The sequence below is a fragment of the Kitasatospora sp. NEAU-69 genome (assembly GCF_057158765.1).
On the sequence record NZ_JBWXUE010000040.1, the window covers coordinates 1 to 15,601 of the forward strand.

Genomic DNA, 15,601 nt, shown 5'->3' on the forward strand with positions numbered 1-15,601 from the left:
TGTCAACGGCCATTGAGATGCCCAGGTGGGTGGCCGTTGGGTGTCCAGGCTGGTGGCCATCAGATGCCCAGGTGGGTGGCCAGTGGTGTTCCTGGGGTGGGGGTCAGTTCAAGGGGACCACTCCCTTCCCGGCGAGGGCCTCGGCGAGGCGGTGTGAGTCGCCAGTGGTGGTCACGAGGTGAGCGTGGTGCATGAGGCGGTCGGTGCTGGCGCCGGCGAGAGTCTTGGGCATGATCGTGTCGAAGCCTGAGGGGTGAATGTTGCTGGTCACCGCGATGGACCGGCGTTCGTAGGCAGCGTCGATGATCCGGTAGAACGCCTCGGCGGCGTCCTCGCCGACCGGCAGCAGGCCGATGTCGTCGATGACGATGAGGTCCGCGCGGCAGATCCGGGCGACGGTCCGGGCGGTGGACCCGTCGACCTTCGACTTCCCGATCGCGGCGCTCAGCGTCTCCAGGGTGAACCAGGACACCCGCAGGTCCTTCTCGATCGCGGCCTGGGCCAGGCCCTCGGTGAAGTGGCTCTTGCCCGTCCCCGACGGGCCGGCGATCACCAAATTCTCGGCGCGGCCGATCCACTCCAGGGTGATCAGGGAGTTCTGGGTGGGTTCGGGGATGGTGGAGTCCTCGGCCCGCCAGGAGCCCAGGGTTTTGCCGGTGGGGAAGTTCGCCGAGTGGCGGCGAAGGCGCCGGGTGGCCGCGTCGCGGCCGGTGACCTCCTCGGCTATCAGCAGCCGCAGGACCTCGGCGGGGTCCCAACGCTGGGCTCGGGCGGTGGCCAGGACGTCCGGGGCCGCTTTGCGCATGTAGGGCAGGCGCATGCGGCGCATGAGTTTGTCGAGTTCCTCGGGGATGGCGGGCGGGCTGGGAAAGCTCATGGGGGTGCCGTTCTCTTGGGTGACGTGCAGTCAGAATGCTGTGGTGGGCGGCGTGTTGGCTCAGCGGCCCAGGGCCTGCCAGCCGATGGTTCCGTTCTGGACGGAGTGGGCCTCGTCCGCGCGCACGACCTCGCCGGCGGGCTTGCTGTCCGCGATGTGTCCCAGGATCGAGAGCAGGTCGTCGTCGGCGAAGCGCCCGGCCGTGGCCGCCAGACCGAGGGCCTGGTCGACTTTGTCGTTGCCCAGGACAGTGGCCAGCTCGACCGCGCGGGCCATCTTGGCGCGGATGCGGATCGCGCCGGCGGGTCCGGCCTCCTTGAGCCAGCGCCCGGCCCCGGGCCCGATGCCCACGAACGCGATCTCCGCCTCCGAGCGCGGCCGCAGCCGCGGCTGGTGAACGCTGCGGCCGTCCGGGTGGTCGGGATAGTGCGCGTCGATGATCTGCGGAACACCCGGGGTGGACAGCTGGTGGCGCCAGATCTCCGACAGGTCCCCGGATTCGGTGCGGGCGGTGATGGAGAGTTCCTCGCCGACGACCCGGCACCACACCCTCGCGCCGGTATAGCCCGGCGGGGTCGAGTAGCGCACCGAGTTGAAGCTGATCGTGCGGTCCGAGCCGACCAGCCTCTCCTCGCCCAGCGCGAGCGCGAGCGGCTCGATGGGCAGGACGTGCAGGGTGGTGCGCTCCACGTCCAGGCGGCTCGCGGGTATCTGCCCGGTCGCCCGGTGACGACGGGAGTTCACCTGCTCGCACCAGGTGCGGCAGGCATCGGTGAGCTCGGCGAAGGAGTCGTAGGCGGGCAACAGGTTCGCATCCGTGGGCACCAGGTCGGCCTTCGCGATACGGACCGTGGCCTCCGCGCCGCCCTTCGACTCGGGGTCGTAGGGCACGCAACTGACCACCTGGCAGCCGTAATGCCGACCCGCGGCGACCATCTGTGGATGACGTACCGGGATCCCGGCGATGTGCTCGACGGTGACCGTCTTCGCGTTGTCCGTCAGTACATACGTCGGCGCCCCGCCAATCCGCCGCAACGCGGTGTCCAGGCAGGCCACCAGCGTGCCCAACGTGCAGTCCCAGACCGGGATCACGACCCGGAACCGCGACCAGGACAGCCACGCGCAGAACAGCCAGGTCCGCCGGCCGCCGATCCGCGGCCCCTCGCCCCAGTCGAACTGCAGCCACCGGCCCGGCTCGGGAATCCAGGGTCGGTACGTCCGGCGCTTGCCCGTCTTCCACGCGGTCTTCGCCGCGTTCACCGCCCGCCTCGTCGAGCGCGCACTTCCCCGGTAGCCCATCTTCACGAGCTTCTCGTGGACCACATCGGCGCGGATCGTCGCCTTCGACTGCTCGACCCACTCCTCGACCTTCTCCAGGAACGCGTCGATCATCTTCGGCCGCGGCTCTCGCTCATAAGGATTGCGCCCGCCGTCGCGGGCCTCGACATACCGCTTGACCGTCTTCGGGTCGTGCCCCGCCAAGCTCGCCGCCGACCAGACCGTCCCGGTCAGGTCGTACGCCTCAAGGATTTCCATGATCTCTCTGTCAGACTTCGTCACAGGACCTCTCCGACCGGTTCGCTGATGCTTCGCAAACACCAGCAAACCGGACGGAGGGGTCTCCTTCGATAAGGAAGCGATCAGGAACACCACAGGTCAGACGGCCATCCACCTGGAATTCCGGTGGCCATCAGCCTGGACCCGGCTGGCCACACACCTGGACTTTGCCACGGCCGCCGACAACAATAGACACATTGGGCGCTCCGGGGTGCGCATAGTCGAGGAGAGTAAGGCAGACAAGCACAAGTGTCGAGGCGGCTCCCGACGATCTCCTCGCCCGTCCTTGCTACCTTCCGCTGGAGGCGCAGGTGGATTCCGTAAGGCGGGGCAGTCGACGGCCGTTTCCCAGGGCGCCGATCGTCTCTCCGGCCAGGGGGAGGCGGACTGCCGGACGGTGTCGGTGGCCTCCTCAGGTTCGCCAGTCTCGTTCTCCTCCGGTACTGGTACTACGTGGTCGGCGACAGGCAGCGGTCTGGGCGAGATCCAAGCTGATGTTCATCCTGTCGGGTTAACTGTGCTGTGCTCTGGTTTGCCTGACGCGCTGGCGGCTACCCCAGACGACGGGGCGCACGTGTGGGAGGTGTCGGCCATGGCAGCGGAAGCTACGACGACACCGCTGTTCCCTTTGCCTCGTGGAGCGGGTCACGCTGGCTCGTTGGCGCGGTGGGCCGATGGGTTCGCTCAGCTTCGACCTGAGGCTGGCCATCCGCAGCGTTGTGGTCTGCGGTTCGCGTTCCATGGGCGGGTCTCCACCGAGGATCATCAGGATCCGGTCACCTCACGGGCGTGGCAGTTGCTGCGAGCGCAGTCCCTGATAGCCGGTCATGGCAGGATCGTGGTCGAGTTCTTCGACATCGGTCACAGTCGGACCCTGCCCTGGGCCCGCCGGCCGGAGGCCGCCGCGCTACTCGCCGCGATGGCTGACCCGGACCGGGAGTTCGACGCGATCGTGATCGGTTCCGGCGAACGGGCCTTCCACGGCAACCAGTTCACCGCGATGGCGCCGCTGTTCGAGCACGACGGCATCGCGGTGTGGATCCCGGAGCCGGGCGGCGCCGCCGACCCGGAGATCGCCGGACATGAGGAACTGATGGTCCTGCTTGGCATCCTGGCAAAACGCGAGATCACCCGCACTCGCATACGAGTGCGCACCGCCATGACCGTCCAGGCGCGTGACCAGGGCCGTTACCTGGGCGGCCGACCACCCTACGGGTACCGCCTCGTCGATGCCGGCCCGCACCCGAATCGGGCGTGGGCTCGCCGGGGCGTGCCCCTGCAGCGTCTCGACACGGATCCGCAGTGCGCTCCGGTCGTGCGGTGGATCTTCACCCAGCGCCTGGCTGGGCACAGCATCGCGCGGATCACCCGTGGCCTGAACGACGCGGCCATTCCGTGTCCGTCGGCCGCCGACCCCGATCGCAACGCGCACCGCAGCGCCGAGGGGTGGACGTTGACCACGGTGCGTGCCGTCCTGGCCAACCCCCGCTACACCGGACGCGAGGTGTGGAACCGCCAGCGCACCGACCACGAGCCGATCGACCCGGACAACACCACCCTCGGCCACCGCGACGTCATGCGCTGGAACACCCCCGACGACTGGGTCATCTCCACCACTCCCGCGCACCCGGCGCTGGTCAGCGAAGTCGACTTCATCGCCGTCCAGAACCTCCGCGTCCCACGCGAAACAACCCCGGGCCGCGTGTACCTGCTGGCCGGGCTGCTGCACTGCGGCCTGTGCGGCCGCCTGATGGACTCGTGCTGGTCCCACAACCGCCCGGCCTATCGATGCGGGCACGGCCGCTCCAGCGCCGCCGGGCCGAGGCCCGACGGTCCGCGCAACCTGTACCTGCGCGAGGACCACGTCACGCCTCACCTACCAGCACTATGGATCAGGCTCACCCACGCCGAACGCCCGCAGGGATACACGCGGGCAGGCCAGAGCCTTCCTACGGCCCAGGAGGTCGTCGTGCGGCTGCGCGCTGCCAGCGTCACCGTCACTTACGACCCGGCGGACAGAACCCTGACTGCCGACACCCGGTCGAGAGAAAGGATCGCCATCGGCTGACCGCCGCCGCGCCGACCACCCATCGCAGAGCGGGTGAGAAAGGGCGAACGGATGATGCTGCTCGCCCAGGCGTGGGGCTGGACGGAGGAGACATGACGGGCTCCGATGGCGGATCCGGGCTTGGGCTTGGAGAATCGGATCATGGGAGATTTCACCATGGCTGATGACCGTAGCTGGGGCAGGGGAACAGTGCACCTAGTCCATGGCACGGAGCGCATCAACCCTATTGTCACGTTCGGGGGAGAAGTCAAGGGCATCGTAAGCATCGATGCGTGCGGGTGGGTGCATGTTATGAAGCAGCATGGGCTGGTGTTGCTGACGTCGTTTCCGCCGCATGCTGTGGCTCGCATCGACTGGCGAGAGCTCCCCACCCCGGCGAGATGAGGTAGTCGCCAAATGGAGAACTTCCCCGATGTTGAGTCAGTTTCTGAGGCAGAAGCCCTTGACCTGATTGCCTCCTGCCGAAAGGAGGCTGAATCACTAATTCAATCAGAAGGCCTCGAAGAGGCAATCAAGGTCCTGGGGGAGGCAGCAAAATGGTCCGCTGAGGTGCTGCCACGAGTCCGTCCTAGTGCTCCGCTGACGCTACAGGTGATTGCACTGCGGGCAGATCTGGGAACTGCACATGCAATTTCCGGCGACAAGGACAGCACCATGCGCGAGCTCAATGGGCTGGCGGATATTGTACGGATGGGCGCCGAGTACTGCCTGTGCGGCCTCGCCAGCCCGGATTCGGAATGCCCGGTGCACCCCTGCCAGTGGCCAGGGTGATCGAATATGACCATTGCGCTGATCGTATTCCTCTCCATCGTCGCATTTGGGCGGCTTGTGTGGATCGAGGAGTACTTTCGGAGATACCGGGGCCACTATCGCACCCTTGAGAAATCTCTCCGAAAGACTAGAGTGCAGATATATAACGCCGACGACACTCAACTTACTGCAAGAGTCAAGCAGCAAGGCTACATCCAGGCAGCGCAACGCCAGTTCGAGACCTGCCTGCTGGGTGGCACGCTCGGCATAACAGCCTGGAGTGGCTTATATGCGGCGCACGGCGGTGACAAGTTTGCAATATCGGGATTTAGTCTTGGATTGCTGCTAATTGGCTCCTTTGTTCTGATTGCAGGGCCTGTGGCGGCGAAGGCCGACGCCCTATTCTTCAGCTATGCGGTACGCGAGTCCGCAGTTTACATTGGCTTCAGTGCAATAATATTTTCTCTATGTTCTGCGGCATGGGACCTTACGGGGCCAAGGTGGGGAGTCCCTGCGGGAATTATCAGCCTTCTCGTTGTCTATGGGGACTTGAAGCAGGATCTTACGCTTATTGGCTTTCTGAGGGACAAGCTCCCCAGGTCAAAGTAGTGAATTCTGCTACTCGGAATATTGTCTGCGGGCACGTTTGCGATGTTGCCCAGCTTGAGGGCCGCAGTGATTATGCGGCTGTGCCGCTGGTTGGGCTGCCTGCGATTTTCGGCAAGCGATCAACGCGTGGGGTCACGCGTAGGAGAACGGCCCCAGTGGTCGCCCGGCCAGTTCCCGCTTGGCCTCAGTACGGCCTTCAGGGCGGCGCCCGATCGCGGCCAGGAACCCGCACAGGACGTCCAGCCGCTCCTGCACTTGGAGCTCCCGCAGGTCGACATCGAAGTCGATCTGCTCGTCCCCGAGGAACCGGAAGATCGCGCAGACCTCGAAATCGGGCCACACGCGCAGGCTCGGGCACTCGGCGTCGGCCGGGCGGGACAGCACGGCCTCGGCTCGGGGCAGCGGCAACACCGCCTCGCCCTCGGCGTACTCGAAGGCCCAGCCCTGTTCCTCGATCAGGTCGAGCACGGCCTGCCAGGCCGCCGCCGTCGTGTCCTCAATGAACGCATCGGGCAGGCAGCCCCCATCGGTGGGATCGAGCAGCCACGCAACCTGGTCGTCCCACAGCAGATCAGCCATCCCGCCATCCTGCCTGCTGGGTCCTGCCCTGCCGACTGATTTCCTCAAGGCCCCGCAAGGCTGGCGGTGATCTCGGCTGCTGCGTGTCGGGCTTCCTCGCGGACCTCAGGGTCGGAGTGGTGAAGGAAGGGCTCGATCAGCGACTGGGCCTGCGGGGCGTGTGTGGCGCCGAGGATGAAGAGGGCGTGTTGGAGAAGCTCGCGCTCCATTGTCGGCATGGCGGCGGTCAGCGGTTCGACGAGGTCCAGGGGCAGGCTGCGGCGGTTGAACGCCTCGCTGATCGAGTTCAGCGCGGACTCGCGGACCTTGGTCACGGGTTCGTTGAGGGCCAGGTCGACCAGTCGCCCGACGATCAAGTGGGCGGCGTCCGCGTCGAGCGCGGTGCCGCGCAGGAGATCTCCGAGCTCCGCGGCGGCGACGTCCCGCTGGCTCGCATCGCGGCTGGTCAGCGCTTCCAGGGCAGAGAGCATGTCCTTCATGCTGCCATCTCCAAGGGCTCCACCAGGATGCCGATCTCGGAGCACACGAGCGCGGAGCAGGGAACCGGGCCGAGGCAGGTCGACCGGTCGGTGGGCACATCGGAAAATGCATGCCCGACTCAGGAATCCCCGGACAGTTCCACATCCGCCGAGCCCCGATCACGTTCCCGGCAAGGGCCCCAACAACGACAAGAACAAGACCGAGACCCACCTGCACACCGCTGTCTGCAAGGGCCAGGTGACCCTGACTGCCGCTCAGCAGGCGGTCGCCGCCGACTGAACGACGGCGGAGGCCAAGTTGGGGATCAGCGACCCCGCTGCCGCCGACCCAGCCGATGACGAGTGACCCGCGCACCGCTCCCGCGGACGGCCGGGCGCCTGGCCGACGGGTGGTCAGTTCCGAACTGACCGGGTGCTCCGGGCGAGGTCTGTCGGCTCGCCGGGGGCAGCCCGTCTTCGATCGATTGGGCGCTGTCGAAAAAGTTGGTCGAGGCGCGCCCGGCCGGGCCGGTGCACGGTCACCATCACGGCTGACGGGATGATCCTGGTGCACTGAGGCGCCTACGACGAGCCGGCGGCGTGACCGCTGACGGGAAGATCCGCACCGCCTGACCGAGCGCCGGGCCGGAGGCGGCAGTTCCCCTCGGGTCCGCCCCGGTCGGCGCGTGTCGCACGGTTGCACCCGTGCGTCCTTGACGGTTCGTCAGCTGAGCGGAACGGTGGTGGGCGCAAGGATCCGCAACCGGCTTGGCACAAGGAGCGGTCATGGCACTACGGTTCAGGGGCATCGATCCGGACACGCCGAACGGTGGGTCTCCGACCGTGTGGTTGGAGGACGAGAAGGCGGAGATCGTCATCCAGGGGTGGCTGCCCGAGATGGAGATGTACCGCGTGATCAGCGAGACCGAGTGGGTGGAGGGTCACCCGATCGGCGTCCCGGACCACGAGGGCGTTGTGCGGATCCCGGTCCGGATGATCCCGTTTTTGAGGAAGGTGTGCGATGAGGCCGAGCGTGCCGGACTTTGGCGCCCTGCTGAGGAGTGCTGAGCACTCCGCCTGCCACCTGGAGATGCGCGACTCCTACATGGACGACCCCGTCTTCGCCGACTGGCGGGCCGGGCTTCCGGTGGATCGGCCCGAGGCCTACGACCTGCCCGAGGAGTACGCCACCTGGGCCGCTCTGGTGCGGGAGACGGTCGGCCGCGGGGTGGTGATGCGCCGCGCCCGGATCGTCTCGGAGCCGGTGACTGCCTACATCCGGTGGGAGCACGCGATCACCGAGCGGCACAACGTCGCGCTCGGCGAGCAGGTCCGCTGGCTGCCCCGGTCGAAGGCATCGGACCTCGCGCTGCCGGGTAACGACCTGTGGCTGGTCGACGAGCGCCTGGTGCTCTTCCACTGGTTCACCGGTGACGGCGAGTGGGCCGGCCACGAGGTCACCGAGGATCCGGCGGTGGTGAAGATGGTGACCGGCGCCTTCGAGGCGGTGTGGGAGCGGGCTGTCCCGCACGCCCGGTACGCCGTCTGACCGCCCTGTCCACCACTACCCGCCCGGGCAGCCAGCACTATGTCGTCGTCCCCGTCGTCCAGCGTCATCGAGGCGCGCAAGGCGCTCGCAGGCCGCCTGGTCGGCCTGCGCAAGGACGCGGGCCTGACCGGCGACGAGCTGTCCGCCCGCTGCGGGTGGCACCCGGCGAAGACCTCCCGGATCCAGAGCGGCAAGTCCGCCCCCTCCGAGGACGACCTTCGCGCCTGGTGCACCGCCTGCGACGCCGGCGACCAGGTCCCCGACCTGATCGCCGCCGCCCGCACGGTCGACTCCATGTACACCGAGTGGCGCCGCATGGAGCGCGGCGGGCTACGCGCCGCCCAGGAATCCGTGGCCGCCCTCTACCGCCGCACCGGCTTGTTCCGGGTCTACGCCAGCCGGGTCATGCCGGGCATGGTGCAGAGCCCCGAGTACACCACCGCCGTCCTGCGCTCGATCCAGCGCGCCCGCGTCGAGGTCGACGACGTCGCCGACGCCGTGGAGGCCCGCCTGGAGCGCCAGCGGATGCTGTTCTCCGGCCGGCACCGCTTCGGCCTGCTCATCGAGGAGTGGGTGCTGCGCGCCGCGGTGTGCGACCCGGAGACGATGGCGGCTCAACTCGGCCACCTGCTCGCCGTCTCCTCCAGCCCGTTCGTCAGCGTCGGCGTCATCCCGACCGGGCCGGACCGGCCGCATCTGCCGGTCGAGGACTTCTACATGTTCGACGAGGCCGAGGTGGCCGTCGAGCTGACCTCCGGCTACCTGCGGATCACCCAGCCCCGCGAGATCGCCGACTACGTGCGCACCTTCACCGACCTGGCGTCCATGGCCGTCCACGGCGCCGGGGCCCGTCAGCTGATCACGGCGGCGATAGCCACTCTCGGGTGACGTCGCGCAAGATGGCGCAACCTCGTTGAGGGCCAGGCCGCGCACCCCCTACCGTCTAACCGTCGCCCGCCGTGACGGACCGGAAACCTGGCCCTGGCGGGCGAGCCGGGGCCGCCGCGCGGGCCTGCCCTCCTCGGGTCCGCGCAGCCGTCACCGCCGTCGAGAGAACGGAGTACCGCCGTGGCAGCGCACCCCATATCCCGCTCACCGGCTGCGGCTGCGGCTGCTTCCGGGCGGCGTCGGCGGGTGCGAGGTCCGCGGTGACCGCTGCCGTCGAGAACCCCGACACCGACCCCGGCCGCCGACACCGCCGGGGCGCTGCTGCCGTACGAGCCGCAGTCTGCCGCCGTGGCCCGGCGCCTGGTGCGCGCCACGCTGCGTGGGTGGGGGCTGGAGGACCTGGTCGAAGCGGGGGAGCTGATCGTGAGCGAGCCGGCCGGCAACGCCGCGAAGACCGGCTGCCGACGGAAGATGACGGGCGCTGGGGCGCGGCCCTGGAGACCTTCGGCAAGACCGTCCACGCGGATCTGCGCGCCCGTACCCCCGGCCCGGTGTAGCCCGCGGGCCGGGGCCGGCCCTCTACTCCTCCCGGGCCCGGGAGGGCACCATCACAAGGACGGAAGGAGCTCATCATGGACCACGATGCAGGCCACGGCGGCGCAGGCTCGGGCGGCGGTGGCGGCGAGGGGGACGGCCACCCGGGCACCCCGTGGACACCGCCCTCGGACCCGCCGAACCCCGACGGCAGCACGCCGCCCGGTGACGGAGGCCACCGCAAGTGACCAGCACCACGCAGAAGGAGGGCCGCCCCTGCCCGGGGCGGCCCGCCCGCCCCTGGGACGCAGCCTTCACCGCCGTTCCCCGCTCCCTGTTCCTGCCCGACCTGATGTGGGCGCACGACCTGGCCACCAACACCAGCCGACCCGTCAGCAGGACCGCGGACCCGGACGGCTGGGCGGCAGCCGCCGCAGCCGACATCCCGATCGTCACGCAGTGGGACGACGGCCGGCACCACGGCGAGCAGCCCGGCAGCGTGCCGACCAGCTCGGCCTCCCAGCCCTCGGTGGTCGCCACGATGCTGGAGCACCTGGACATCCAGGCCGGGCAGCGCGTCCTCGAGGTCGGCACCGGCACGGGATGGAACAGCGCACTCCTGTCCCACCGGCTCGGCGACGCCAACGTGGTCACCGTCGAGATCGACCCCGACCTCACCGCCCGGGCCCGCACCGCCCTGACCGCCGCCGGCTACCGCCCGACGGTGGTCTGCGGCGACGGCGCCGCCGGCTGGCCGCCCGGCGCCCCGTACGACCGGATCGTGGCCACCTGCGCGCTACGCGAGATCCCCCACGCCTGGATCCGCCAAGCCCGCCCCGACGCCCTCATCCTCACCCCCTGGGGCACCCACTACAGCAACCTCGACGCCCTGCTGCGCCTGACGGTCCACGACGACGGCACGACCGCCTCGGGCCGCTTCCTGGAGCCGGTGGAGTTCATGAAGCTGCGCTCCCAGCGCCTCATCTGGCCCAAGCCGCCCGCCAACGGCGCCACCCTCACCGAGAGCCGCACAGCGACCACGCCAGCTGAGCACGGCCGGCATGCCGCCTTCACCTTCCTGATGGGGCTGCTCCTGGACGGCGTCACGCACGCGGTCCAGCCGCACGACGACGGCGCCCGCACCCTGTGGCTGTACTCGCTGACCGAACCGGCCTGGTCGGCGACGACGTTCCGCGACGGCGAGCGCGGGCACCAGGTGCGCCAGTACGGAACCAGGCGGCTGTGGGAGGAGTTCGAGACCGCCTACGCCTGGTGGACCGCAGCGGGCCGGCCCGGCCTGGCCCGCTTCGGCCTCACCGTCACCCCGGCCGGACAGCACCTGTGGCTGGACGACCCCGCCCAGCCCCTGCCACGCTGACCGCACCGACCACCCAGCGAGAGGGGCAGTGGGCAGTGGACGATGAGCCGCTGAGCGAGTGGGCCGCGCGCCGCACCCGGCGCCTGCGTCCGGTCGGAACCCGACGGGTCGTCACCACGGCCGCCGCGCACATCGACCCCATCGCCCCGCGGCTGCTGCAGGAGTGGGACGGGCACGGCTGGGTGGCGGTGGCGCTCACCGACGAACCACCGACGACCGCGGTGGCAACCGGCTCCGGCCGCCACCGCCGACCCCGACCCTGACCCCCGCACCCGCACCCGCTCGATCCACGAAGGCCGGGCGGGCCTGATCCGCAGCCGGCCCGCTCGAAGCCCGACCCGCCGTCCGGCGGGGATCAGAGGAGGGAACCGCATGGAACGGCAGCCGATGGACCTGGCCACCTACAGCGAGCAGGCTCAGACCGGGCCGTGCTTCATCTGCCGCCTGGTCGAGGGCGATCCGGCCTACGCGCACGAGATCGTCTACGAGACCGAGCAGCACCTGGCCTTCCTCGACAAGTGGCCCGTGCTGCCCGGCAAGCTCCTGGTCGTGCCGAAGCAGCACCTGGAGCACGTCGTCACCGACCTGACCGAGCAGGACTACCTCGCCATCATGCGCACCGTACGGCTGGTCGCCCTCGCTGCCGAAGACGTGCTCGGCGGAGAGCGCACCTACCTGTTCTCCCTCGGCTCCCAGGCCGGCAACAGCCACCTCCACTGGCACATCGCCCGCCTCCCGCACGGCGTGCCCTACGAGCGCCAGCAGTTCGACGCCCTCGCCTTCACCAACGGCGTCCTCGCCTACACCTCCACCGAGCGCGCCGACCTCGCCGACCAGCTGCGCCGGGCCATCGCCGAACGGTCGCAGGCCAGATGACGCTGCGCCAGGCGTGGTTGTCCGACCAGGGCGTGTCTCTTTGATGGCCCTGCGCTCGGGTAGCTACGGCAGGGACAAGTAGACCTCTGTGGGACTGCACAACGGGGAGCTTCGCACGGCCGCCGTCATAGGGCGGAGCCGAGTCCTGGTGCTGTGTCGCAGCACTCCGTTCTTCTCGCGTTGTACGCGGCGGGTCGTCCGGCCAGGGGCCCGGAGGGCTCGGTCGAGGTGACCCCGGAGGAGGAACCGGCCCTGTGGGACACCGTCTCCGAGCTCGCCGAGCGCCTGCGAGTGCGCCCGCCGACCCGGCTGTACCTGATTCCCCAGGCCAACGCCATGGTCCTCGAACACGCCACGCCGCTCGGGCTGCTCGGAGGCACCCGGATGCCCCTGCTGGTGGGGCTGACACGGGACGAGCTGGAGGCGGTGATCTGCCACGAGCTCGGCCACTACGCGGGACGCCACACCGCCCTGTCGTCCGTCACCCGCCGTGGGGCCACCGCGCTCGAAGCCATCCTCGAACGCCTTGGTCGGCACCGGATGGTCCAGGCCAAGAACGGCCACCATCCGGCGTACAACCGGTATTGCCTGTTCTCCGGCTACGCCTGGGTCTACACCCGGCTGACCACGGCCGTCGGGCGACGCCAGGAGTTCGAGGCGGACCGGATGTCGGCCCAGGTTGTCGGAGCGGCGGTGATGGCCGACGCCCTGCGCAACTCGCACTCCCTGGCGCACCGCGCGGACGGAACCGCGCCGTGCCGCGAACCGGTTCCCGCGATCGGCGTGCTGACCGACCTCGACCAGCGGACCGCCGAACTCAGCCTGACGGCCTTGCCGCGACACGCCGACACCCCGGACAGGACCTGGTTGGCGCCGGCAGCCTGGGCCTCCACCGCGGCGGCGACGCTTGCCAGCGAGAGTGCCCAGGCCCTGGCCCGAGCCGCCGGACGCAGCTGCCACACCACGCGGCCCAGCCTGGGGACCGTTCTGGAGGCCCTCGCCAAGGCCCCGGAGACCCTGGCTCCTGCCCGCTCGCTGCCCGGTGCCCTGCGCGCACTGCTCGACCAGGTGCTCGTTCGTGACGGGCCGGCCACCGGCTGGCGGCTGTCCTGGGTCGGGCAGAGTCGCCCGGCCGCCGACCAGACCCTGCTGTCCGAACTGCACGAGCTGACCGTGACCGACGACTCCCAGCGGTTGGAGGCATTCCTGCGGACGCTGCCCGTCGATCTCGCGGCGCCGGTGCTCGTTCGGCGCTCGGTGCGCCAGGAGGAGGTGCCGCTCGCCGAGCCCGACGAACAGATCGAGCTGCCGGCCGAACTCGTACCGCACGGTGGGCCGGAGGACGACGAGCCCCTTCGCCAGAAGCACCCGGTCATCAAAACGGCCGCAGCGCTGATCCTGCTGCTGATCGTGCTGGGGTTCGCCTTCGGCGGAGCATCGCTCGGCTGGGTCCTGTCGTCAAACTCCCGTCGTCGCCCGAAGGGCGGCCCAGCGGCGTCTGGTGCGTGCTCTCGGCGTGCCTGGCGGAAGTCCTCGTACTGGACGTACTTGGGCTTTCGCCCGGCGGCAGCGAGAGTGCGTGCCAGGCGTCGCGGGCTACCGGCCGCCGAGCCACCGAGGGAGCACGTCGCGCATCGATCGCCGCCGTCGCGGGATAGGCGGTGCCTCGTCCTCGCGGCCGCTCCAGGAAGCCGCGGCCATAGCCAACCCCGTCTCCGGAAGCAGCAGGATGCGGGGGCTCGGCCGCCAGCACAGCGCGGCACCCCGCGGCCTGGAAAGGGCCGTCCCGCCACGCCGCGATCACCCGCTCCCCGATCTCCCTTGACTCCGCGATCCACGGGTCGTCACACGAGGCGACCACGCGCGTGCACGCCTCCAGGATCTCGGTCTCCTCCTTGACCAGAACTGCCAAGCGCTCACCATGGCCTGAGACCTCGGTGAGGCGACGCTGGACCGGACCCGGAGGTACCCAGGCGATCGGGATCCCGTCCCCCTGCGCGCCGTCGAACAGCGCCTCGACGGCAATGTCGTCCAGGCCGGCCCAGTTCGTGAAGTGCGCCCAACGAGAGCGGGTCGAGCCGAATGCCCTGAGAGTCAGTTATGGGCTCATCCTTCCGTCTCCTGTACCCGCTGGCCGTCGTTTTTTCCGATCGGAAGATCGGTGCCCCGCCGGTGGGGCCTTGTAGGCGATCGCAAGCACGTTTTGCGCGGTTCACGGGCGGCCGGCGTCCCAGATCGACTTGGGGTCGGACATCCGGAAGACGTTGTCCTTGGCGTCGGGCTTGAGCGTGATGACGGTCAGCGCCACCGTTGGCGACTGCCAGGCGATCTTGGCGACGTGGGTGCCGTCGCACCGATTGTGCAGGTACACCGTGGCGCCGAAGAAGTTCTCGTCGTCCCAGGACCACGCGATGCAGCCGTCGACCCCGCGCTGGATGGTGCGGGCCGCGGCGTGCGCGGGGGTGGTGGTGGCGGCGAGCAGGCCGGCAGTGATGACGGCGGCGAGTCGGCGCGAGCAGGTAGTCAGCACGGCCTGATCAACGGCCGTGGGGACCGATTGGGTGCGGGTGTGCCGAAGCACGGTAGATGTCCCGGAGCGCCTGCCTGCCTGGGTGCCTGGGTGAATCCGTGGCTCGAAGCATGATGGTTGTCACCGATTACGCGCGCTAGATGCAGGGAAACACCCGCAACCCACCCGGACCTACGCCCTTTCTGTCGAGATCCTCGTCATGGAAGACGGACTCGCATCACGCCGCCGCCGGTAAACGCAGCGGCATTGAAGTCCTAGTTGTATTCGAACCAGGTCAGGATGGCCTTCACCCGGCGGTTGTCCTCGCCGGAGGGCATGCCGAGTTTCAGGAAGACGTTCCCCACGTGTTTGGCCACGGCGGCGCCCGAGAGGAACAGCTCTGCCGCGATCTCCGCGTTGGAGCGGCCTTCGGCCATGAGAGCGAGCACCTCCTGTTCGCGGGCCGTGAGCCGGGCGAGCGGGCCCCGCGGCGGGTCGGCGCGGGTGACGTGGCGAACCACCTCGGGGTCGATCACCACCCCGCCGCCGGAGACCGTCTCGACGGCCCGCAGGAAGTCCGCCACTCTGCCCACCTTCTCCTTGAGCAGGTAGCCGACTGCCCCGTCGGCGCCCGGGCCATTCAGGAGTTCGCGCACGTACGGGCCCGTGACGTAGGCGGAGAGGACCAGTACCGGCAGGTCCTGGTGCCGCGACCGAATGTCGATCGCGGCCCGGAGTCCGTCGTCGGTGTTCCCGGGCGGCATGCGAACATCCGTGATCACCAGGTCGGGGGCGGCTCCGGCGGCGGCGAGGTCGTCGACCGCGGCGACCAGTTCGTCGGCGTCCGCGCATTCGCGGATCACGTCGTGGGCACTGGAAACCAGGATCTCCCGGATTCCGGCGCGTATCAGCAGGCTGTCGTCCGCCAGGATGATTCTCACAATCGATTTCCCATCGCTTTTCCCTGTC

The 15,601-nt window shown here is 69.2% G+C and carries 17 protein-coding genes; 11 read left to right on the forward strand and 6 right to left on the reverse strand.

What is annotated here, in order from left to right:
- Positions 1-103: 103 nt before the first annotated feature.
- Together istB and istA are read right to left on the reverse strand one after the other, a co-directional pair.
- On the reverse strand, positions 104-877 hold the full coding sequence (gene istB, locus AC060L_RS31975) for an IS21-like element helper ATPase IstB (RefSeq protein ID WP_483799922.1): 774 nt from the start codon (positions 875-877) through the stop codon (positions 104-106).
- 60 nt (positions 878-937) lie between these two features.
- A complete protein-coding gene (gene istA / locus AC060L_RS31980; RefSeq protein ID WP_483799923.1) occupies positions 938-2,413 on the reverse strand; it encodes an IS21 family transposase in 1,476 nt (491 codons plus the stop codon).
- Positions 2,414-3,272: 859 nt separating this feature from the next.
- On the opposite strand from istA, the gene AC060L_RS31985 reads away from it, so the two are divergent.
- The 3 genes from AC060L_RS31985 (at position 3,273) to AC060L_RS31995 (ending at position 5,861) form a co-directional block, all read left to right on the forward strand.
- Complete coding sequence (locus AC060L_RS31985) at positions 3,273-4,502, forward strand: recombinase family protein (RefSeq protein WP_483802474.1); 1,230 nt, start codon at positions 3,273-3,275, stop codon at positions 4,500-4,502.
- 396 nt (positions 4,503-4,898) lie between these two features.
- Positions 4,899-5,273, forward strand: a complete 375-nt coding sequence (locus AC060L_RS31990; RefSeq protein ID WP_483802475.1) for a hypothetical protein — start codon at positions 4,899-4,901, stop codon at positions 5,271-5,273.
- A 6-nt stretch (positions 5,274-5,279) separates the two neighbouring features.
- Positions 5,280-5,861, forward strand: a complete 582-nt coding sequence (locus AC060L_RS31995) for a hypothetical protein (protein ID WP_483802476.1) — start codon at positions 5,280-5,282, stop codon at positions 5,859-5,861.
- Positions 5,862-5,993: 132 nt separating this feature from the next.
- Here the strand turns inward: AC060L_RS31995 and AC060L_RS32000 are convergent, their stop codons facing one another.
- Together AC060L_RS32000 and AC060L_RS32005 are read right to left on the reverse strand one after the other, a co-directional pair.
- Positions 5,994-6,440 (reverse strand): hypothetical protein, encoded by a 447-nt coding sequence (locus AC060L_RS32000; RefSeq protein WP_483802477.1) that lies wholly within the window; start codon positions 6,438-6,440, stop codon positions 5,994-5,996.
- 44 nt (positions 6,441-6,484) lie between these two features.
- A complete protein-coding gene (locus tag AC060L_RS32005) occupies positions 6,485-6,919 on the reverse strand; it encodes a HEAT repeat domain-containing protein (RefSeq protein WP_483802478.1) in 435 nt (144 codons plus the stop codon).
- Between the two features lie 765 nt (positions 6,920-7,684).
- Here AC060L_RS32005 and AC060L_RS32010 point away from each other — a divergent pair.
- The 8 genes from AC060L_RS32010 to AC060L_RS32045 all read left to right on the forward strand — a co-directional run bounded on the left by AC060L_RS32010 (position 7,685) and on the right by AC060L_RS32045 (position 14,022).
- Entirely contained in the window at positions 7,685-7,966 is a 282-nt protein-coding gene (locus tag AC060L_RS32010) for a hypothetical protein (protein ID WP_483802479.1), read from the forward strand.
- Positions 7,920-8,447, forward strand: a complete 528-nt coding sequence (locus AC060L_RS32015; RefSeq protein WP_483802480.1) for a DUF6879 family protein — start codon at positions 7,920-7,922, stop codon at positions 8,445-8,447. The genes AC060L_RS32010 and AC060L_RS32015 overlap by 47 nt, the downstream gene beginning before the upstream one ends.
- Positions 8,448-8,486: 39 nt before the next feature.
- Positions 8,487-9,335, forward strand: a complete 849-nt coding sequence (locus tag AC060L_RS32020) for a helix-turn-helix domain-containing protein (protein ID WP_483802481.1) — start codon at positions 8,487-8,489, stop codon at positions 9,333-9,335.
- Positions 9,336-9,967: 632 nt separating this feature from the next.
- A complete protein-coding gene (locus tag AC060L_RS32025; protein ID WP_483802482.1) occupies positions 9,968-10,117 on the forward strand; it encodes a hypothetical protein in 150 nt (49 codons plus the stop codon).
- The gene (locus tag AC060L_RS32030; RefSeq protein WP_483802483.1) at positions 10,114-11,247 is read left to right on the forward strand and encodes a methyltransferase domain-containing protein; all 1,134 of its coding nucleotides are present in this window, start codon (positions 10,114-10,116) and stop codon (positions 11,245-11,247) included. Before AC060L_RS32025 ends, AC060L_RS32030 begins: the two co-directional genes overlap by 4 nt.
- 35 nt (positions 11,248-11,282) lie before the next feature.
- On the forward strand, positions 11,283-11,510 hold the full coding sequence (locus tag AC060L_RS32035) for a DUF6087 family protein (protein ID WP_483802484.1): 228 nt from the start codon (positions 11,283-11,285) through the stop codon (positions 11,508-11,510).
- A gap of 109 nt (positions 11,511-11,619) precedes the next feature.
- Positions 11,620-12,123 carry an HIT family protein gene (locus AC060L_RS32040; RefSeq protein ID WP_483802485.1) on the forward strand — a complete coding sequence of 168 codons (504 nt, stop codon included), beginning with the start codon at positions 11,620-11,622 and terminating at the stop codon, positions 12,121-12,123.
- 153 nt (positions 12,124-12,276) lie between these two features.
- Positions 12,277-14,022: a M48 family metallopeptidase gene (locus AC060L_RS32045; RefSeq protein WP_483802486.1), complete on the forward strand. Its 1,746-nt coding sequence runs from the start codon at positions 12,277-12,279 to the stop codon at positions 14,020-14,022.
- A 313-nt stretch (positions 14,023-14,335) separates the two neighbouring features.
- Here the strand turns inward: AC060L_RS32045 and AC060L_RS32050 are convergent, their stop codons facing one another.
- Entirely contained in the window at positions 14,336-14,653 is a 318-nt protein-coding gene (locus AC060L_RS32050; protein ID WP_483802487.1) for a hypothetical protein, read from the reverse strand.
- Between the two features lie 254 nt (positions 14,654-14,907).
- Complete coding sequence (locus tag AC060L_RS32055) at positions 14,908-15,576, reverse strand: response regulator transcription factor (RefSeq protein ID WP_483802540.1); 669 nt, start codon at positions 15,574-15,576, stop codon at positions 14,908-14,910.
- Positions 15,577-15,601: the final 25 nt, after the last annotated feature.

Excerpts from the sequence above, each read along its gene's own strand:
- AC060L_RS32015 (WP_483802480.1), top strand. The coding sequence starts at position 7,920 with ATGAGGCCGAGCGTGCCGGACTTTGGCGCCCTGCTGAGGAGTGCTGAG.
- AC060L_RS32020 (WP_483802481.1), top strand. The coding sequence starts at position 8,487 with ATGTCGTCGTCCCCGTCGTCCAGCGTCATCGAGGCGCGCAAGGCGCTC.
- AC060L_RS31995 (WP_483802476.1), top strand. The coding sequence starts at position 5,280 with ATGACCATTGCGCTGATCGTATTCCTCTCCATCGTCGCATTTGGGCGG.
- AC060L_RS32000 (WP_483802477.1), bottom strand. The coding sequence starts at position 6,440 with ATGGCTGATCTGCTGTGGGACGACCAGGTTGCGTGGCTGCTCGATCCC.
- istB (WP_483799922.1), bottom strand. The coding sequence starts at position 877 with ATGAGCTTTCCCAGCCCGCCCGCCATCCCCGAGGAACTCGACAAACTC.
- AC060L_RS32040 (WP_483802485.1), top strand. The coding sequence starts at position 11,620 with ATGGAACGGCAGCCGATGGACCTGGCCACCTACAGCGAGCAGGCTCAG.
- AC060L_RS32010 (WP_483802479.1), top strand. The coding sequence starts at position 7,685 with ATGGCACTACGGTTCAGGGGCATCGATCCGGACACGCCGAACGGTGGG.
- AC060L_RS32005 (WP_483802478.1), bottom strand. The coding sequence starts at position 6,919 with ATGAAGGACATGCTCTCTGCCCTGGAAGCGCTGACCAGCCGCGATGCG.
- AC060L_RS31990 (WP_483802475.1), top strand. The coding sequence starts at position 4,899 with ATGGAGAACTTCCCCGATGTTGAGTCAGTTTCTGAGGCAGAAGCCCTT.
- AC060L_RS32025 (WP_483802482.1), top strand. The coding sequence starts at position 9,968 with ATGGACCACGATGCAGGCCACGGCGGCGCAGGCTCGGGCGGCGGTGGC.
- istA (WP_483799923.1), bottom strand. The coding sequence starts at position 2,413 with ATGGAAATCCTTGAGGCGTACGACCTGACCGGGACGGTCTGGTCGGCG.